Genomic DNA, 16,452 nt, shown 5'->3' with positions numbered 1-16,452 from the left:
CGATCATAGCAGACGTCCCAAGGGCCCGAGATCGAGGTTCAGCTCCTCCGGCTGCAAGGAGAGCCGGACGCACAGGCCGAGCACGGCACCGCGCGTCTGCATCAGCGCGGCACCCAGGCGCTCCACCTCATCCTCCGTCACCGTGCCAGCTTCCATGCGGCGCAGCGCCTGGGATTCCAGCAGCCGCCGCACCAGTTCCACCAGCGTCAGCACCAGCCGCGCCAGGTCGCGTTCGGCATCGGCCGGATCCAATGCGAAGCGGAAGACAGGCGGGGCGGGCGCCTCGGCGTGCACGCCACTCATGCCGGGCTCCGCGGTTGCGCCGCCACCAGGCGTTGCGCGGTATCGACGGAGGCGACCAGCGCGCGCAGGCCGATATGGATCAGGTCCACGCCGGCCAGCGAAATCACGATCTGCCCATCCAGCACCACACCGGTATCCAGCAGCTTGTCCAGCACATCGACCAGCGACTGCTGTGGCGCGGCCGGGCCAGGAAGGGGCTGGCGCGGCAGGGAGTCGGCCATGTCAGGCATCGGACATGGCCTCCCGCGCGAAGGCATAGGGCGGCCAGGGGCCGGAGAGGTTGAGGCTGAGGCCGGTGCCGGACAGCGCCAGCGCCTCCGCCTCCAGTGCCGTACGCAGCCGGTGTTGCGCAGCCTGCCCCAGCAGGGCGGACCAGCCGGCCACCGCGCCGTTGCGCGGGCGGGATGGCGCCAGATGCCGCGCCTCCGCCAGCAACAACCGGCCGAGCGACTGCGCCGTGTCCTGCAGCCGCGCCTGGCGGCTGGCGGCCAGTGCCTTGTCCAGCCGGCGCGCCAGCAGGAAGGCGGTGCCGGGGCTGGCCCGATCCGCCTGGCTGGCGAGCCGGGCGAGCGCCGGGTCGGCCTCGCGCAACCAGATGCCGTGCCGGACTGCATCCTCCTCCAGCGTCACCGCCCATTCGGTGCAGCCGGACACGGCGGCCAGGGCGCTGGACAGGCGCGGCGCGCACTGCCGCAGCCAGTCGCGCAGCGGCGCCTCGCCGGAGAACACCGCGCCGAAGGCCAGCGGCAGCACCGTGCCGGGCAGGGCGGCGACCACGCCGTGATGCGCGGCGGCGCGGTCGGCCAGCCAATCCGCGTCCTCCATCCGGCAGCCCGGCCCGGCTTCGAAGGCCTCCCGCGGCACGGTGCTCGCCAGGGCCGTCAGCCCGGCTTCGTCCAGCGCCAGCACCATCGCGCCGGGCAGGATGCCATCGATGTCCAGCCGGTCCGGCAGGCTGCCGGTGGGGGCCACGGCATAGGCATAGAGCGCTTCCGTCATGTCACGCAGCCTCTGCCAGGGCATCGGGCAGATGATCGGGCAGAGCGAGGTAGGACCCGGCGCGGGCGAGCACCGCCTGGCGGTCCAGCGGTCCCCCACCCTGCCGCGCCGCTTCCTGCCGCAGCAGGCGATAGGCGGCGCTGGCCTGCGCCATGGCGGCGGCATCGGCGCGCGGACCCTGGCGGTCCGGGTGCAACGCCGCGGCCAGGCCGCGCCACAGCTGGGTGAGTTCCGCCGGCTCCAGCCGCTCCGGCAGGCCGAGCAATGCCCAGGCGGCGGCCACCTCCTTCGGTTCCGTCCGGGCGATGCGCAGTGCGCCAAGGGCCAGCGGCGGCAGCGGGCCGCGCAGGTCGCAGCTCGCATGCCGGGTCGCGGTTTCGGGCAGCGCGCCGAGCGCGGTCTCGATCGCAGCATCCACGCCGGCGCGGATGATGACGGTGGCGCCAGCCTCTCCATCCCCGGCGCAGGGCGCCTGGTCGCCGATGGCGATGACATGCGGCGCCAGCGCTTGGCGCAGCGCCTGGCTGCGCTGCGCCACCTCGCGCGCCAGCACATCCTTGATGGCGAGCGCCATGCCGGCGCCGCTGGCGACCAGGACCATGCGGTGTTCGCGCAGGATTGCCTCCGGCGCCCAGCGCAGGATCACATCCCATTGGTGGCGGCGGCCGAAGCGGGCCAGCACGGCCTCCAGCTCCTCCGCCGCTGCCTCCAGCAGGGCGCGCAGCTCGCTTTCCGGGCAGGTGGCGGCGCCGGGGTCGCAGGCCAGGAAGGGGCCCGCTTGGCAGGCCACCTCCAGCCGCGTCTGCACCGTCTTCAACTGCCGCAGCAGGGCGGCGCGGTCGCGCTTGATGAACAGGCGGCGCAGCGGCGCATCGCCCGGCTGCAGCAACGCGGCCACGGCGCCGAGCGGCATCACCCGCACATCCGCCCCCAGCCTGGCGGCCAGGGCCGCCGCGCCCTCGGCCGGGGCGGCACCCAGGAACCTCAGGGGCTTGTCCATGATCTGGTTTCCTTCTGCGCGGTCAGCGCGAGCGCGAAATCGGACGCCGAAACGGTGTCCGGATCCTGTCCTTCCCCGGCACGTGCCAGGGCCTCCAGCGCCGCACGGCGGCAGAGGCCCGCGAGGTCGGCGCCGACGAAGCCATCCGTGGCCGCGGCCAGCGCGGCGCAATCCACATCCGCCGCCAGCGGCATGCGGCCGGCATGCACATCCAGGATGGCGCGGCGCGCGACGGCATCGGGCTGCGGCATCGCCACCAGCAGGTCGAACCGCCCGGGCCGCAGCAGCGCCGGGTCCAGCCGGTCCAGCCGGTTGGTGGCGCCCAGCACCACCACGCCGGGCGGATCGGCGATGCCGTCCATCTCCACCAATAGCTGCGCCACCATGCGTTCGATGGTGGCACCCTCGCCGCCGCCCCGACGGCCGGCGATGGCGTCGATCTCGTCGAAGAACAGGATGCAGGGCGTGGCGGCGCGGGCACGGGCGAAGGCCTCGCGCAGCGCCTTTTCGCTGGCACCCTGCCATTCGCTCAGCATTTCCGCCGCGCGGACGGCGATGAAGGCGGCGCCGGCTTCCGTCGCCAGCGCCTTGGCCGCCAGCGTCTTGCCGGTGCCCGGCGCGCCATGCAGCAGCACGCCGCGCGGCGCGCGCAACCCAAGTCGTGCGAAGGCCTGCGGCCGCCGCAGCGGCCATTCGACGGCGCGGCGCAACGCTTCCCGCACCGGCTCCACGCCGGCCACCTCGGCCCAGCGGACATTCGGGATCTCGACGAAGCTTTCGCGCAACGCGGAGGGGGTGACGACGCGCCGTGCCTCGCCGAAATCCGCCGCCGTCACCACCAGGACTTCCACGGCCAGCGCCAGCCCATCCGGGTTCAGCGCGCCGGCCCGGCGCAGCGCCGCCATCGCGGCTTCGCGGCACAGTGCCGCGAGGTCGGCACCGACATGGCCAGGCGTCGCCTCCGCCAGCGCATCCAGATCCACATCCGAAGCCAGCGGCATGGTCCGGCTGTGCACCGCCAGGATCTCGCGCCGTCCGTCGCGATCCGGAGGGGCGATGCGGATTTCGCGGTCGAAGCGACCGGGGCGGCGCAGGGCGGGGTCCAGGCTGTCCGGCAGGTTGGTGGCGGCCAGCACCACCACCTCCCCTCGTCCGGCCAGCCCATCCATCAGCGTCAGCAACTGCGCGACGATGCGGCGTTCCACCTGCTTCTCGCCCGACATTGCATCCCGCTTCGGCGCAATGGCGTCCAGCTCATCGATGAAGATGATGGAAGGCGCGCGCTGCTGCGCTTCCTCGAACAACTTCCGCAATTGCTGTTCGGAGGCGCCGTAGAAGCGATCGACGATCTCCGGCCCGTTGATGGCGATGAAATGCGCGCCGGTCTCGGTCGCCACTGCACGGGCGATCAGCGTCTTGCCGGTGCCGGGCGGGCCGGAGAGCAGCACACCGCGGGGCGGGGTGATGCCGAGTGCGGCGAAGGCGGCGGGGTGGCGCAGCGGCAGTTCCACCACTTCCCGCACGCGATCCAGCACGCGGGACAGGCCGCCGATTTCCTCGTAGCGCAGGCCGGCGCGGGGGGCTGCTGCCGCCTTCTTTAGCAGGATGCGCGTGGTGGCCACCAGCATCGCCGGCCCGGGCGGGTCGACCGCCAGGACCCGCACCGGCCGGTCGCTGCCGCCCATCAGCGCCAAGCGATAGGATTCCCCAGCCGCCAGCGGCACGGCTTCCAACGCGCGGCGCAGCAGCGCCTCGTTCACCGCTTGGCCGGCCAGGGTGATTCGCTCGGCCGGCACCGCTTCCGGTGCGGCGGCGGCCTGCACCGCATCGCCCAGGCCCAGCCCGGCATTGCCGCGCGTCGCGCCATCCAGTGCGATGCGACCGGGCGCGCGCGTGCCGGGCCGATGCGGCAGGGCGCGGGCATGGGTGGTGCGCGCGCCGGTCAGCGCCACCAGCGCGCCCGGCGCCAGGCCGAGGGCTGCCATGTCCGCCGCATCCAGCCGGGCGATGCCGCGGCCGGCTTCCTCCGCCCGCGCCGGGTCTACCAGAAGCTTCATGGGGCCTGCGCCGCCAGGCGCGCGCGCATCTCGCGCAGTTCGCGCAGCAGCCCGGCTTCCGCGGCCTCGAAGGCAGCCTCGTCGATCTCCCCGGCCTCCAGCCGCCGTTCCAACGCGATCAGCGCGGATTCGATGCGCTTCGGGTCGTTCCATTGCGCGTCCACCGCCTGATCGACACGCCGCGCCAACCATTCGATGCCGCCGAGCGGCAGGGCGACGGGCAAGGTGAGCAGCTTGAACAGCCCCATGCTACGCGGCCTCCCCCAGCCAGTCGGCGCGCAGCGTGACGAAGTTGTAGGGGGGCACGGGGCCGATGTAGCGGAAGCTCATCCGCGCGCCCTGCGCCTCGCCCAGCTCGCGCATCGACGCGTCGAACGCCGGTTCGCGGTCGCGCTTCACCAGGAAGGCGCGGTTCAGCACCATGCTGTCATCCACGGGCTTCAGCGCGAGGCTGCGTTCTGCCAGCGGGTCCAGCCGCGCGGCGAGCAGGGCCGCGTCGCGATCGCGCATCGTGTTCATCGCCGCTTCGACGCGGCGACCCAGCTCGATGCGCTCCTGGTAGGTTTGCGTCGCCGGGCGGTTCTGCAGCCGGTCGCGCAGCGCGCGCAGCCCGGCATCGGCGTCGAGGATGTCGCGGAAGGCCACGCCCTCCTGCCAGCTCGCCTTCACGCCGAGCTCGATGCACCCGGCAATCGCCGCCAGCGCCATGCGGAAGGCTTCCGCGTTTCGATCAAGGCAGCCGGTGAGCCGCGTGGCATCCGGCGCCACGGTGGCGAAGCGCACCGGGAGCACATCCGCCGCCGCGATGGCGCGTTCCAGCACGGCGGTATGGCCCAGCATGTTGCGCCGCGTGGCTTCCGGCGGCTCCGCCGGCGCATCGGCCACCAGCGCGGCCAGGCCCCCTTCGCCCGGCAGCAGGCGCAGCGGCGCCCCGCCGAGGCCGGGGCCGAAGGCGGTGGCATCGGCCAGGGCATCCGCCTGCACCACGCCGAAGACATAGAGGCCGCTCATGCGCCGCCCCCCGCGCGCGGCAGCCGGATTTCGATGATGCCGTGCCGTGCCGCCACGGTCATGCCCGAGGCATCCACCGCACCGGGCAACGCCACGCGCTTGTGCCAGCGGCCATCCGCGGCTTGCAGCACCAGCGCGCCGTCTTCCACCCGCGCCGCGAAATCGGCGGCGCCGACGCCCGGCATCTCGGCGATCACGCGGATCGCCTCGGCTTCCTCGAAGACGTCGACGATGGGCTGCTGCGCGGCAGGCTTCGCCTCCGGCGCGGCGGCACTCGCCTGCGGCGGGGCTGCGGGCGGCACATGGCCGAAGGCCTCGGCCCGCGTCTCCCCGCCCGCGGTGCGGATGGAATAGCCGAAGACAACGCGGCCCTCCTCGCCGGCCGGCTTCTGCGACAGGCCCTGCAACGTCTCCATCAGTTTCTGCAGCCCCTGGAAGATGCCGCCTAGGCCGGTTGCGGCCTGCGGCGGGCGGTCCGCATCCGCCAGGCGGCGGGCGACGGAAGGCGGGCGGCGCGGCGGTCTCATCGGCGGATCTCCAGCGCCTGTTCCAGCGCGGCGACGCGCTGCATCAGCGCGACATTCTCCGCCTGCAGCGAGTCCGTCTTGCCGGTCAGCCCCGCATCCGCCTCCCACCAGCGGATGCCCATCTCGAGCGCCCGGTCGACGGAGGCGATGACCAGCCGCAGGCGGATGGTCAGCAGTTCCACGCCCACGAGGCTGACCGAGATGTCGCCGGCCACGACGATGCCCTTGTCGAGAATCCGCTCCAGGATGTCGGCAAGGCCCGATCCGGCGACGCTGTGCTGCAGGGTCATCGGATCAGCCCGTCTCGCCGCCCTGGCTGCGCAGGAAGCGGCCAGTGCGCTTCCAGCGCAGCACGTTGCCCTGCTCGTCCAGCTTCACCTCGAAGCTGGCCAGCAGGTCGTTCGTGCGGGGGATGGCGCGGTGTTCCACCATGTCGATGGCGATGCACCAGCCTTCCTCCTCGCGGTCGAACCGCGCGACGGTCTCCGGCGACAGGCCGGTGATGGCGGCCATCTGGCGCTTGGTCTGGGCGACGATCGCGGTGAGGTCCATGGGGCGAATCCTTCAGTATTCGAGAAGCGCGCCGCGCCCGCCGGCACGGGGCCGCGCGGGGGCGGCAGGGGGCGGATTTCCGGACCGCAGTGCCGCCGCGCGCAGGTCGGGCAGCGTCATGCGGCCGGACAGCGCGGCAAGTCGTGATTCGACGCGCGAAAGGTTGCCACGTGCTGCATCCGCCTGCCGGCCAAGCAGGTCGAGCTGGCGTTGCAGCCGCGCGCGGCGCTGCGCCAGCAGCGCGAATTCCGCGGCCACTGCCTCGAGCGTCGCGCATTCGCCGCCGCGCGCCAGGCGTGACCGGCGCGGTGGGATGGTGCCCGGCGCGGCGCGCATCACGCGGCGATCCCGGCGCGCGCGGGGCGCAGCGCGACCCCGGCCTCGGCGCCGCAAAAATGCTCGATCAGCCGCGCCAGCATCTGCCGCTGGCGCGGATCGGGCACGCCGTTCGGGCCGGGCTTGGCGCGGCTGGCCAGCAGATCGAGGCACAACTGCACGAAGCGCGGCTCATCCACCGCCACGCGCAGCCCCAGCCGCTGCGCCATCCGCGCGATCATGATGGAGGCACGCAGCGTCGGCCGCTGCACCCATTCGCGGGACCGGCGGAAATCCCGTACCATGTCCACGATCCGTGCCGCATCCACCTCCGCCAGCCCGGACCGCGCCACGGTGATGGCCACTTCCGTGTCCCGGTCGAAGCTTTCGACATCGATCGTCACCATGCGGTCGATCAGCGCGTCCTGCGCCGCATGGGTGCCGGCATGATCCTCGGGGTTGGACGTAAAGATGGCGCGGAATTCGGGATGCACGCGCACCGCCGTTTCCCCCCGCCCGGCCTTCGGCAGTACCAGGATGCGTTCCTCCAGCACAGTCAGCAGCACGTTGTTGGCGGATGCGGGGGCGCGGTTGAATTCGTCGTAGACCAGCGTGCAGCCTTCGGTGCACGCGATGGTCAGGGCGCGGTCGAGCCAGACCGGCGCGGTTTCCGATTCCATCTTCATCACGCTGGTGATGTAGCGGTCCACCACGCGGCGGGTGCGGGTGCCGGCATCGCCGCCGATCAGGCTGCGCGTGTCGAAGGTGTCGTCGCCCACCAGCAGCAGCACCGGTCGCGCCAGTTCCTGCGCCAGCGCCAGCGCCAGCTTGGTCTTGCCGCTGCCGGCCGGGCCGCGGAAATGGACGGGATAGCCGACATTCAGATAGGCCAGCGCACGTTCGTGGATCGCGTCCAGCTCCGCCGTGCGGATATGCTCCGGGCCTGGTTGCAGGCGCAGCGCATTGTCCAGGGCCGCCTGCGCGGTGGAGGAGGGGGCTTGGGCCATGCGCGGTCAGTCTCCGGTCAGTTCGAGGGCAACGCCCTGCCGCCAGGCGCGCCGCAGTGCAGCGTGGCGGGACGGCGTGGCGGTCAGGTCCAGGTGAAGGTCGCGCAACCGGCGAAGCGGCGGCATGGCGGCGACCCAGAAGCTGTCGCAGCCGGCATCCTCCGCGCCCTGCACGGGTGCCAGCCCGGCGCCGGCGAGCGCCGCGGCGGCGATGTCGCAGGCCTCCTGGTCCTCGGGGCAGGGTACCAGGGCGGTGGCGGCGAAGGCGAAGGTGGCGGCGCAGGCATCCACGAACTCGGCTGCGATGCCGGCCTGCGTCGCCGCGGGCACGCCGAGCGCGCGCAACAGCCGCGCGATGGCTTCCGGCGCATGCGGCGGCGGCGCGGCCAGCAGCAGCGCATCGGTCCAGGCCAGCCGTGTGAGGGCCGCATCAGGGCGCAGCGCGATGCCGGTCTCGGCCAGCGGCAGCGGGCCCTGCGGCAGTTCCAGCGCCAGCGCGAGGCGGGTCCACAGCGTCTGAAGCGCCTGCCGCGCCGGGCGCAGATCTGGCACCAGCACGATCTCCGGCCGTAGCCCGTCACGCAGCGTGATTCGGCAGGGCAGGCCGGTGAGATCGCGCAGGCGGCTGGGCAGCGTCACCTCGATGCTGCCACTGCCGATACCGGCGGACCTTATGCTGCGCGTCCCGAAATCCAATTGCCGGGCATCCTGGCCGGACCGGGATCGCGCCCGGGCGCCGACACCCGTCCTGGGCGCCTAGCAGGGAAGCTAGCAGCGACTTGGTGAATCAGCCGTGAAGCGTGGCGCCGTCCGACCTGCTGAAAATTGCGCGGCGTTTACCGCTTCTTCTCCCAAGCGGCCGCAGGTTGGCGCGCTGGGGTCGTGCCGCTCGGTACCGAATTCATGTCGCCCCGCATGACGGAGAACTGCGCCATGCCGTCCCATGCCCTCTCAGCCGCCCTCGCGGCCAGGATAGTCGGGGCCCGCGCGGCGGGGCTTTCCGTGCTGCTGGCCACCCCGGCCTTCGCCCTGCCCGCCCTGGCCGTGACCGCCGCGCTGGGCGGCGCTGGCCTGGCGCTGGCCGTGGCCATAACGGACATGATGTTGCCGGGACTGCTCATTGGCCTTCCACTCTCGCTGCTGGTCCTGCTGTTGCTGGTGGCGCAGCAGCGCGCGTCCCGCATGCTGGATGCCGCGGTCGATGCGGCCCTGCCTGGCCTGGAGCATGTCGGGCCGCGCCAGGCGCTGCCCGCGGGCAGTCTGCGGCGGGCCGCCATGCTCTGTTCGGCCATGCCCGCCCTGACCGCCGACCTGCTCCAGCTGCGCGCCGAACGGCTTGACCGCGGCGGGGAGGAGGCCAGGAGCGACGCCATCCGCAGGATGGTGGACGTCATCGAGCAGGAGACGGATGCCGCGGTGGATGAGATCAACGGCTCCGCGCGCGAACTTGAGGAGATCGCCGATACGCTCGAACGCGCCACGGTGCGCGCCGCGCATGAGGCGACCAAGGCGCAAGGGGAGACGGAACGCTCCGCCGCCGGATCCGACGAAGCCGCCGCTGGCACCACCCGCATCGTCGAGGCGATCCGCGAGAGCAGTTCACAGATGGCCCTGGTGGCGGAGACGACGCGCCAGGTCGTCGTCGCCTCCGACGCCGCGCGCACGACTTTCGGCGATCTGCGCCGCCAGGCGGAAGAGATCGACGACGTGACGCGCATGATCGGCCTGATCGCCCGGCAGACCAACCTATTGGCGCTGAACGCCACGATCGAGGCGGCCCGCGCGGGTGCGGCGGGCAAGGGCTTCGCCGTGGTGGCGGGAGAGGTCAAGACGCTGGCGGCACAGACCGCCAAGGCCTCGAGCGAAATCGCGGAACGGCTCGCCAGCGTGCAGTCCGGCACGGCCAATGCGCTGCACGCGATGGACAGCGTCCATGCCGGCATGGACGCGCTGGACACCATCACCGGCCGCATGACGGAGATGCTGCAGAACCAGGCTGGCGTGGTTGGGGAAGTTGCCTCCGCCGTGCGCGAAGCCTCCGAAGCGGCGACCGGGGCGAGCCTGCGCGTCGCCGCGGCGGTGCAGGAGATCGAGGACAACCGCATGTCCGTCGGCATGATCCATGGCGCCTCCGGCCAGGTCACGGCCTCCCTGGCGACGCTGCAGAGCCGCATCATCGGACTGGTGCGCAGCAACCTGCCCGACGCAGATCGGCGTCGGGATCCACGCCACGCGGTGGACCTGGCGGCGCGGCTGACGCTCGGCGCCAGCACGACGGAAGGCCGCCTGAAAGATATCTCCAACAAAGGCGCCCGCTTCTCCCCTGAGCCGGAGGCGCCGGAGGGGACGGAAGGGATGCTGGACCTGACGGGCATGCCGGCGCAGCGTGTGCGCTTGCTGGGCAAGGATTCCGAGGCGCGGCTGAGCTTCTTGTTCAGGAACGCGGCGGAAGAAGCGGATATGGCCGCCGCGATCCGCCGGCTGCTGCTGCGCCAGGCTGCCTGACGACGCCCGGGGCCAGCCCGGCCCCGGCTCGCAGCCCATGCTCCGTGGCTAAGCTTCCGCCCGAATGCCGAGCAGCGTGAGTCCCGACCTGCGGCCGCCTATGGCGGCTGCGGCGCCGAACCGCACCCGCCGCGCATGGGTCGTGCGAGCCGCAGGCCCTGGTGTGACGAGCCAAGCGTAGCGCCGGCGCCCGATGGAAAATGGGTCAGCATTTCCGGCGCTCGGCACAAGCTTCGTGGATCAGGGCGTCACGCTCAATGCGCCGGGGGCTGCGCCCCGCATGCCGCCCAATCCGCCAGCTTGCCCAGCGCATTGCGCGGCAAATGGTCGCCCAGCTCGATGCTGACGGGCCGCTCTGCCGCCGAAAGATGGTCCCGGCACCACGCCTCCAGCGCCACACGGTCACCGGCGCGGTTGCGTGGCGCGCGCAGCGTGACGAAGGCCTTCAGTCTTGGCTCCGGCAGCATCGCGTCCAGCCGGACCGCCGCCTCCGCCACCAGCGGATGCGCCGCAAGCTGCGCCGCGATGCGCGCGGGATAGACATTGATGCCACCCACCTGCACCGCATCATCCTTGCGGCCCAGCAGCCGCAGCGCCGCCCCGCCAAGCCATTCGCAGCGGTCCGGCAGCGCCATCTCCCCACCTGTCGCCACCTCGATCACGGAGGCCGCGTCACCGGCGTGGCCCGGGCGCCATCGTGGCAGCAGGGTGAAGGGGGCCTGCGGGTCCGTGCGGGCGGCCAGGCCCGCCGTCTCGGATGAGCCATAGACTTCCACCACCTGCGCCGCACCCCCCTCGCGCAGCGCCTGGTGCGTGGCGGCGGGCAGGGGGGCGGTGCTACTGGTGGCACGGATACCCTGCGGCAGCCGATCCAGGCTGCGCAGCAGCGGCAGCCAGCCGCCGGGGAAGCCGACCAGCAGGTCGTCGCCCTGCAGCAGCCGCGCCAGGCGGCCCGGCGACAGCGCGCGGCCATCCACCACCTCCACCCCAAGCGCATCCGGCAGCAGGATGGTGAACAGGTAGCCGTAGATGTGGTGCGCCGGGATCAGTTGGATGATGCGGCGCCGATCGCGGAATACCTGCGCCCAATGCGCCACTTCCGCCGCCAGCGTGACATGCGCGTGGGCGCAGCGCCGCGGCGTGCCGCTGCTGCCGGAGGTACGGAAGGTGATGCCGCTCGCACCATCCTCGATGCCGGCGCGGATGATGCGGCACCAGGCATCCAGCCGCCGTTCGGCCAGCAGGTAATCCTCCACGCCGCTTTCATGCAGACGGAAGAACTCGTTCACGGCGGAGGCGCAGGCCACAAGCTCCAGGCTGTCCAACGCCAGGCCTTCGGCACCGAGTGACAGATCCGCCTGCCATGCCGCAGCCCTGGCCGGCCCGATCGCGCGGCCACCCAGGCCCTCGAGTTCCTGCGGCAGCAACGAACGCAGCAGGCGAAGCAGCGCTGCGTCGGACGGCGTTACGGACATCTTGCTTCCCCTGTTGAAACGCCCAGCCAAGCAGGAATGTCTGAAGGATTCCTTGTGCTCACCGCTCGCCAAGTGGCGATTGCAGACTGCGAATTGCGGATCGGGTACGCGAATCCCGTTGTGTCTTTACGTCGGCTTCACCAAGCGGGGCGCATCATCCCACCGATGGCGCCGCACCATGCGCATCCCAACCCACCCCGTTCGCGATAGCGGGCGAATTTCGTCGAGCCGCTTAGCCCGCCGCATCGATCGGTCCGATGACGTGGCGCCGTGGAGATCAGGATGGTCTTGGTTGCCGTGAGCCTGCCCGGCGTGCCGGGTGTCAGCCCCTCGGCTTCCCTGCCGGCCGCAGCCTTGCCGCCGACATCGGAGCCGACCGAGATCACGCTGCGCGTTTCCGGCGGCAAGCCGCTGCGGACCCGAGGCGTCATGGTGGCAGAAGCGTCCTCCTGGGCGCCCAGCATCCCGGCATGGCATGAGGTTTCGCTGTATCAGACCGTGGATGGCGACTGCGCGCTGGCCGTGCGGATGCTGAAGAAGGCCGGCAGCGAGCCGGATATCCATCACGCCGAAATCTTCAGGACGCTGGAAGATGCCCTATCCTGGCTGGAACGATTCGACCCGACCGCGGATCTTGCATCGGACTTCGATGCCTCCGACCGTCGTATCAGCACCGTGGAGATCGCGCTGATGGCCGCGGCGTTGCGCCAGAGGGCGGATGCCGTGACCCGGCAGTGGCGGTGCCTGATCGGAGAACTGCTGTACCGCTTCGCCGTCCCGGCCTGAGCCGATCACGGTTGTCCCAATCCTCCCGTCAATCTTCCCTTCACAGGAACCGCTACGATGGAACTCATCAAATTCGGCACCGACCATGTCGAGAACCTGGTCTCCCAGGATCCCGCGCGGCTCGACCGCCTGCCCTTCGGTGCCATCCTGGTGGACCGCGGCGGCCGCGTGATGAAATACAACGCCTATGAAAGCGCGCTGGCATCGCGGCCGCCCGGCGAGGTGGTGGGCAAGAACTTCTTCAACGATGTCGCGCCCTGCACCAAGGGTCATCAGTTCCAGGGCCGCTTCCAGCAGGGCGTGGCGCAGGGCAGCATGAACACGATGTTCGAGTATTCCTTCGACTACAAGATGAACCCGGCCAAGGTCCGGGTCCACATGAAGTCCACCTCGATCGAGGAAGGCATCTGGATCTTCATCAAGCGCCTCTGACCGCCTCGGACACGGCCGCGATGCAGCAGACCGCAATGCTACCGTTCACCATGGCACCGGGCAAGGTGCTGCCGGTGGAGCGCCCCGGCTTCCTGTCGCTGCCGCGCCACGGGCGCAGGCCGCTCGGCTTCCATGGACGCCTGCTGCTGCAGGTTTCAGCGCGGGAGCCGACGCTGCCGGTCTGGAGCGACGTGACGGTGCATGAGGCAATCTCCAGCCACCTTGTCATCGCCATCCGTCACGGCCTGCGAGAGAACATCGACGACCTGCGCTGCGAAGGTGCGGCGCACTCCCGGCACTACGCGGAATCATGCGAGGGGCCGGATGCGGCCCTGGCCTTCCTGCACGCGCATGATCCGCTGCAAGACCTGCCTGTGGAGGCGCTGTACGCGGCGGCGGAGGGGCTGGCCGAATCCGCGCGCCACGAGGCAGCGGCGGCCTGCGCGCGACGCTTGCGGCAATCCTGGCGCGAGGTGCTTTCCACCTGCTTCGGCCATCGCAACCCACAAGGAGAATCCCCATGAATGTCGTCAACGCGCTAGATCACCTCGGCGAACGTCCACCCCTGGCGATGGCGACGGAAGCACGCACGCCGGTGCGGGGTGCCGCTTCCATCTTCATCCTGCGCAAGTCGGGCGGCCGCCCGGTGTCCTTCTCCGGCCGGCATGTCGGCTTCGGCAATGGCTACCGCGCCGGCACGCCGCTGTGGCACGAGCTGAACCTGTACCAGGCAGAAGACGGCAAGTTCGTCGCCGACATTCGCGTCTTCAGCAAGGCGCAGGGCTCCAATGACCAGTTCCATGTCTGCGTCGCCGACAGCGTTGAGGAAGCCTTGCAGTTCTTCGAGAGTTACGACGCGCGCAGCGATGTGCAGGCGGATTTCGACCCGGCCGATCCCGCTCTCGCCCCGGCGGAACTGATGGTGCATGCGGCCGCGCTAAAGTATCGCATCACCGAAGCGGAATCGCAGTATCGCGCAGTGCTGGCGTCGTTCCTGCATCAGCTCAGCGCGGGCTGACGAACAAAGATTTCGTTCCGGAAGTGCTTCCTTAAGTGCTTGCGGCGAAAATCGAATTGGCTGGCATGGCATCGGGCGGCGAAGGCCTTCCCGCTGCCGGCATGGCCTCCGCCGTTCCGGGATGACCTCGGGATGACACCGCAAGACAGGAGGGCGTGAGCCCATGAACATCAACAAGAGCCTGGCATCTTCCTCTCTCGCTGAGGTTATCGATCGCATCCTCGACAAGGGTATCGTCGTCGATGCCTTCGTGCGCATCTCGCTGGTTGGCATCGAGTTGATCGCCATCGAGATCCGCGCCGTCATCGCCTCCGTCGAGACGTATCTGAAGTATGCGGAGGCGGTGGGCCTGACCAGCGACCCGTCACTCGCGGCGGCCTGACCAGGGCTGGCAACCGGCCGGGCGGACCATCATCCGTCCGGTCGCGCCGCGCGACTTGCATCGAGGATGTCCGAATGAGTGACGCGCCCACGCCGCCGCCGGGTAACGCCCTGGTTGCCGCGGCCCGCGCCGCGCGCGGCGACCAGCGGATTTCGCTGCGGGCCGCGCTGCGATCCAGCCGCGCCGCGTTGCAGGCCGGACGCCAACAGGCCGCGTTTGACGCCGCGAGCCGGCCGCCGCGCTGGCAGCCTGCCCGCAATGCCGCGCCGATGGCGGTGCAAGCGGCCGAGACACCGTCGGCACCGCAGCCCGAGCCGGCCGATTTCGTGATGGCGCCGATGGACGCGCCGCAGGACCCCGCGCAGCCCGCTGAGACCGTGCCGGACAGCAGCATCTTCGCAACGCTGGTAAGCGACCTCCCGCCGGCGGACGAGCCGGAGCCGGCCGTGGCGATGATGGAAGCGCCCGACGCGGCCGTGATGCCGGCGGAGCCGACGCCGCGGATCCAGGCCGAGCCGGATTCCGGTCCAGAACTGGACCCCGCGCCGGTGGCCGTGAAGAAGCCAGCGCCCGAACCTGTCGTGGAACCGGCCCCCGGGCCCGTGGTCAAAACCGCGCAGCAACTGGCGCCGAAACCCGCGCCCGACATCGCGGCGCAGGCAGCGCCCGCGTTGGCGTTGGACAGGCTGGCGGACGAGGCATCGGCGTTGTCCGTAGCGGGCGTCGAGGCAGCGCCCACCTCCATGCCGGAACAGCTTCCGCCTCCCACGCCGCCCATCACGGCCCTCGGCCCTGGTATGCTCGCCCGGTTGCGGATGCTGGGCTTTGCGCGCTTCGAGGATCTGGCCCATGTCGACCCCGCAGCGCTGCGCCATGCGCTGGGCCACATCAGCCGGTTGATCAATGTCGAAGCCTGGATCGCCGAAGCCCGCCGCCTGACGCCGGAGGATTGAAGCCGCTTCGGTCATGCGCTCGGTCGGGATAACGTGACGCGCCTGCTCGGTTGCAACGAAGGCGCTGGCATTGCGGTAGTGGTGTCCGCGATCGCGATCAGGCTGCGGCGGATATCGTCAGCGCCAATAGCGCAAGCGTTGGACGGCCAATGCCGGGCCGGGTTCCGGTCTGCTCGCGCACGTGCTGGTCTCGAAGGCCGCCGGCCAGTACGCTCGGATGACTGGTGGCGGGCTGCGCCAGCACCCAGGCGAGGACGGTTGGATCCATGGTCGTCCCCCTCTCGGCGAAGCCAGCCGCTGCGCGGCGCCAGCCAGCCGCTTGGGCGGTGTGTGTCGGACGCTTCCGGCGTCTGCGGTGCTGGCGCTGGAAGAGCGAGATCCCCAACGGCGGGAATCTCGCTCGCTCGCACTGGCGCATCGGCGATCTGGTCCCGCAGCTGCTGCCAGAAGCAATCGCCATATCGATCGGCGCCGAGCAGCCAGAGCGCGGCGCGCGCCAGCAGCGCGCAGTCCAGCGCCTCGTTCCTCTCGCGCAGCTTGGCCCATTCCTGCCGCGCAAAGCCGCGCCGATCCTTCGTCGTGCGCAGCTGCTCCGCGACCAGCTGCTTGACCCACTCCACCTCGACCGCCCGCGGCAGATGCACCCAGCCGGGCGGCAACCCCTCCGCGTCACTGCGGCCGAGCCAGAGGCGGCGATAGAGATCGGCCTTCCAGGTCGAGACGGAGACGGTCCACAGCTTGAGGCCTCGGCGGAGCTTCTGACCATTGACCAGGGCATCCACCGGCGTCGGGCCCTGGACGGGCTGGGCGCGATTCCAGCCATCGATGCCCTTGGTCGGCGCGATGCGTGGATCCCGAAGGCGCCGCAGGTGGCCATAGACGGCGGCGGTATCGCGGCCGCCGGTATCGACGCAGAGCCGGGCGCTGCGCATCGCGCCGCCACCCTGCCGCGGCCAGTCCCGCGCCAGCAGCTTCGCCAGTTCGTCCCAGGGCTCTCGATCCCGCGGGCTGCCCGGGATCACCACATGGTCAACGAGCCAGGAGGAGAAGCCCTTGTAACTCCTCCACTCACCGGCGCGCCTCCTGGCTAAGGTTGCGTGTTGGTAGCTGGGAGAGGGTCGCCGCGAGAG

21 protein-coding genes and 1 pseudogene are annotated in these 16,452 nt (G+C 71.1%); 7 read left to right on the top strand and 15 right to left on the bottom strand.

Going from position 1 to position 16,452, the window contains the following annotated elements; genetic code table 11:
- Positions 1-3: 3 nt before the first annotated feature.
- Genes ACFHPP_RS10355 through ACFHPP_RS10295 form a run of 13 tightly spaced genes read right to left on the bottom strand, consistent with a single transcriptional unit; the run spans position 4 to position 8,467 of the window.
- Entirely contained in the window at positions 4-303 is a 300-nt protein-coding gene (locus ACFHPP_RS10355; RefSeq protein ID WP_437163187.1) for a gas vesicle protein K, read from the bottom strand.
- The gene (locus ACFHPP_RS10350; RefSeq protein ID WP_437163186.1) at positions 300-524 is read right to left on the bottom strand and encodes a gas vesicle protein; all 225 of its coding nucleotides are present in this window, start codon (positions 522-524) and stop codon (positions 300-302) included. Before ACFHPP_RS10350 ends, ACFHPP_RS10355 begins: the two co-directional genes overlap by 4 nt.
- A gap of 1 nt (position 525) precedes the next feature.
- Positions 526-1,302 carry a GvpL/GvpF family gas vesicle protein gene (locus tag ACFHPP_RS10345; RefSeq protein WP_437163185.1) on the bottom strand — a complete coding sequence of 259 codons (777 nt, stop codon included), beginning with the start codon at positions 1,300-1,302 and terminating at the stop codon, positions 526-528.
- A 1-nt stretch (position 1,303) separates the two neighbouring features.
- Complete coding sequence (locus tag ACFHPP_RS10340; protein WP_437163184.1) at positions 1,304-2,302, bottom strand: GvpL/GvpF family gas vesicle protein; 999 nt, start codon at positions 2,300-2,302, stop codon at positions 1,304-1,306.
- Positions 2,287-4,359, bottom strand: a complete 2,073-nt coding sequence (locus tag ACFHPP_RS10335; protein ID WP_437163183.1) for an AAA family ATPase — start codon at positions 4,357-4,359, stop codon at positions 2,287-2,289. The genes ACFHPP_RS10340 and ACFHPP_RS10335 overlap by 16 nt, the downstream gene beginning before the upstream one ends.
- Positions 4,356-4,607, bottom strand: a complete 252-nt coding sequence (locus ACFHPP_RS10330; protein ID WP_437163182.1) for a gas vesicle protein GvpG — start codon at positions 4,605-4,607, stop codon at positions 4,356-4,358. The genes ACFHPP_RS10335 and ACFHPP_RS10330 overlap by 4 nt, the downstream gene beginning before the upstream one ends.
- A gap of 1 nt (position 4,608) precedes the next feature.
- Positions 4,609-5,370, bottom strand: a complete 762-nt coding sequence (locus tag ACFHPP_RS10325) for a GvpL/GvpF family gas vesicle protein (RefSeq protein ID WP_437163181.1) — start codon at positions 5,368-5,370, stop codon at positions 4,609-4,611.
- Positions 5,367-5,897, bottom strand: coding sequence for an Hsp20/alpha crystallin family protein (locus ACFHPP_RS10320; protein WP_437163180.1), 531 nt, complete (start codon positions 5,895-5,897; stop codon positions 5,367-5,369). The genes ACFHPP_RS10325 and ACFHPP_RS10320 overlap by 4 nt, the downstream gene beginning before the upstream one ends.
- The gene (gene gvpJ, locus ACFHPP_RS10315; RefSeq protein WP_437163179.1) at positions 5,894-6,187 is read right to left on the bottom strand and encodes a gas vesicle protein GvpJ; all 294 of its coding nucleotides are present in this window, start codon (positions 6,185-6,187) and stop codon (positions 5,894-5,896) included. The genes ACFHPP_RS10320 and gvpJ overlap by 4 nt, the downstream gene beginning before the upstream one ends.
- 4 nt (positions 6,188-6,191) lie before the next feature.
- A complete protein-coding gene (gvpO, locus tag ACFHPP_RS10310; RefSeq protein ID WP_437163178.1) occupies positions 6,192-6,449 on the bottom strand; it encodes a gas vesicle protein GvpO in 258 nt (85 codons plus the stop codon).
- Positions 6,450-6,461: 12 nt separating this feature from the next.
- Complete coding sequence (locus tag ACFHPP_RS10305; protein WP_437163177.1) at positions 6,462-6,785, bottom strand: hypothetical protein; 324 nt, start codon at positions 6,783-6,785, stop codon at positions 6,462-6,464.
- A complete protein-coding gene (gene gvpN / locus ACFHPP_RS10300) occupies positions 6,785-7,771 on the bottom strand; it encodes a gas vesicle protein GvpN (protein ID WP_437163176.1) in 987 nt (328 codons plus the stop codon). The genes ACFHPP_RS10305 and gvpN overlap by 1 nt, the downstream gene beginning before the upstream one ends.
- Positions 7,772-7,777: 6 nt before the next feature.
- Positions 7,778-8,467, bottom strand: coding sequence for a hypothetical protein (locus ACFHPP_RS10295; protein WP_437163175.1), 690 nt, complete (start codon positions 8,465-8,467; stop codon positions 7,778-7,780).
- A 237-nt stretch (positions 8,468-8,704) separates the two neighbouring features.
- Between ACFHPP_RS10295 and ACFHPP_RS10290 the strand changes: the two genes are divergently transcribed.
- Positions 8,705-10,276: a methyl-accepting chemotaxis protein gene (locus ACFHPP_RS10290; protein WP_437163174.1), complete on the top strand. Its 1,572-nt coding sequence runs from the start codon at positions 8,705-8,707 to the stop codon at positions 10,274-10,276.
- Between the two features lie 254 nt (positions 10,277-10,530).
- On the opposite strand, the gene ACFHPP_RS10285 is transcribed toward ACFHPP_RS10290, so the two are convergent.
- Complete coding sequence (locus tag ACFHPP_RS10285) at positions 10,531-11,751, bottom strand: AMP-binding protein (protein WP_437163173.1); 1,221 nt, start codon at positions 11,749-11,751, stop codon at positions 10,531-10,533.
- 282 nt (positions 11,752-12,033) lie between these two features.
- Between ACFHPP_RS10285 and ACFHPP_RS10280 the strand changes: the two genes are divergently transcribed.
- From ACFHPP_RS10280 to ACFHPP_RS10255, 6 genes are all read left to right on the top strand, one after another.
- Positions 12,034-12,537, top strand: a complete 504-nt coding sequence (locus ACFHPP_RS10280; RefSeq protein ID WP_437163172.1) for a hypothetical protein — start codon at positions 12,034-12,036, stop codon at positions 12,535-12,537.
- 57 nt (positions 12,538-12,594) lie between these two features.
- Complete coding sequence (pyp, locus tag ACFHPP_RS10275; protein ID WP_437163171.1) at positions 12,595-12,969, top strand: photoactive yellow protein; 375 nt, start codon at positions 12,595-12,597, stop codon at positions 12,967-12,969.
- A gap of 20 nt (positions 12,970-12,989) precedes the next feature.
- Entirely contained in the window at positions 12,990-13,493 is a 504-nt protein-coding gene (locus tag ACFHPP_RS10270) for a hypothetical protein (protein WP_437163170.1), read from the top strand.
- Positions 13,490-13,987 (top strand): hypothetical protein, encoded by a 498-nt coding sequence (locus ACFHPP_RS10265; RefSeq protein ID WP_437163169.1) that lies wholly within the window; start codon positions 13,490-13,492, stop codon positions 13,985-13,987. The genes ACFHPP_RS10270 and ACFHPP_RS10265 overlap by 4 nt, the downstream gene beginning before the upstream one ends.
- Positions 13,988-14,150: 163 nt before the next feature.
- On the top strand, positions 14,151-14,369 hold the full coding sequence (gene gvpA, locus ACFHPP_RS10260) for a gas vesicle structural protein GvpA (protein ID WP_168048067.1): 219 nt from the start codon (positions 14,151-14,153) through the stop codon (positions 14,367-14,369).
- A 74-nt stretch (positions 14,370-14,443) separates the two neighbouring features.
- Complete coding sequence (locus ACFHPP_RS10255) at positions 14,444-15,322, top strand: hypothetical protein (RefSeq protein ID WP_437163168.1); 879 nt, start codon at positions 14,444-14,446, stop codon at positions 15,320-15,322.
- A gap of 11 nt (positions 15,323-15,333) precedes the next feature.
- Here ACFHPP_RS10255 and ACFHPP_RS10250 read toward each other — a convergent pair.
- Positions 15,334-16,356: pseudogene (locus tag ACFHPP_RS10250) on the bottom strand (terminase gpA endonuclease subunit); the annotation flags it as partial.
- Positions 16,357-16,452: the final 96 nt, after the last annotated feature.

The organism is Falsiroseomonas sp. E2-1-a20, from assembly GCF_051433195.1.
GTDB lineage: Bacteria > Pseudomonadota > Alphaproteobacteria > Acetobacterales > Acetobacteraceae > Falsiroseomonas.
This window is presented reverse-complemented; position numbering and strand designations above follow the sequence as displayed.

Coding starts and splice junctions, on each gene's coding strand:
- gvpO (WP_437163178.1), bottom strand. CDS start 6,449: ATGGACCTCACCGCGATCGTCGCCCAGACCAAGCGCCAGATGGCCGCC.
- ACFHPP_RS10350 (WP_437163186.1), bottom strand. CDS start 524: ATGGCCGACTCCCTGCCGCGCCAGCCCCTTCCTGGCCCGGCCGCGCCA.
- gvpN (WP_437163176.1), bottom strand. CDS start 7,771: ATGGCCCAAGCCCCCTCCTCCACCGCGCAGGCGGCCCTGGACAATGCG.
- gvpA (WP_168048067.1), top strand. CDS start 14,151: ATGAACATCAACAAGAGCCTGGCATCTTCCTCTCTCGCTGAGGTTATC.
- ACFHPP_RS10270 (WP_437163170.1), top strand. CDS start 12,990: ATGCAGCAGACCGCAATGCTACCGTTCACCATGGCACCGGGCAAGGTG.
- pyp (WP_437163171.1), top strand. CDS start 12,595: ATGGAACTCATCAAATTCGGCACCGACCATGTCGAGAACCTGGTCTCC.
- ACFHPP_RS10285 (WP_437163173.1), bottom strand. CDS start 11,751: ATGTCCGTAACGCCGTCCGACGCAGCGCTGCTTCGCCTGCTGCGTTCG.
- ACFHPP_RS10280 (WP_437163172.1), top strand. CDS start 12,034: ATGGTCTTGGTTGCCGTGAGCCTGCCCGGCGTGCCGGGTGTCAGCCCC.
- ACFHPP_RS10290 (WP_437163174.1), top strand. CDS start 8,705: ATGCCGTCCCATGCCCTCTCAGCCGCCCTCGCGGCCAGGATAGTCGGG.
- ACFHPP_RS10325 (WP_437163181.1), bottom strand. CDS start 5,370: ATGAGCGGCCTCTATGTCTTCGGCGTGGTGCAGGCGGATGCCCTGGCC.
- ACFHPP_RS10340 (WP_437163184.1), bottom strand. CDS start 2,302: ATGGACAAGCCCCTGAGGTTCCTGGGTGCCGCCCCGGCCGAGGGCGCG.
- ACFHPP_RS10255 (WP_437163168.1), top strand. CDS start 14,444: ATGAGTGACGCGCCCACGCCGCCGCCGGGTAACGCCCTGGTTGCCGCG.
- ACFHPP_RS10335 (WP_437163183.1), bottom strand. CDS start 4,359: ATGAAGCTTCTGGTAGACCCGGCGCGGGCGGAGGAAGCCGGCCGCGGC.
- ACFHPP_RS10330 (WP_437163182.1), bottom strand. CDS start 4,607: ATGGGGCTGTTCAAGCTGCTCACCTTGCCCGTCGCCCTGCCGCTCGGC.
- ACFHPP_RS10355 (WP_437163187.1), bottom strand. CDS start 303: ATGAGTGGCGTGCACGCCGAGGCGCCCGCCCCGCCTGTCTTCCGCTTC.
- ACFHPP_RS10265 (WP_437163169.1), top strand. CDS start 13,490: ATGAATGTCGTCAACGCGCTAGATCACCTCGGCGAACGTCCACCCCTG.
- ACFHPP_RS10320 (WP_437163180.1), bottom strand. CDS start 5,897: ATGAGACCGCCGCGCCGCCCGCCTTCCGTCGCCCGCCGCCTGGCGGAT.
- ACFHPP_RS10345 (WP_437163185.1), bottom strand. CDS start 1,302: ATGACGGAAGCGCTCTATGCCTATGCCGTGGCCCCCACCGGCAGCCTG.
- ACFHPP_RS10305 (WP_437163177.1), bottom strand. CDS start 6,785: ATGCGCGCCGCGCCGGGCACCATCCCACCGCGCCGGTCACGCCTGGCG.
- gvpJ (WP_437163179.1), bottom strand. CDS start 6,187: ATGACCCTGCAGCACAGCGTCGCCGGATCGGGCCTTGCCGACATCCTG.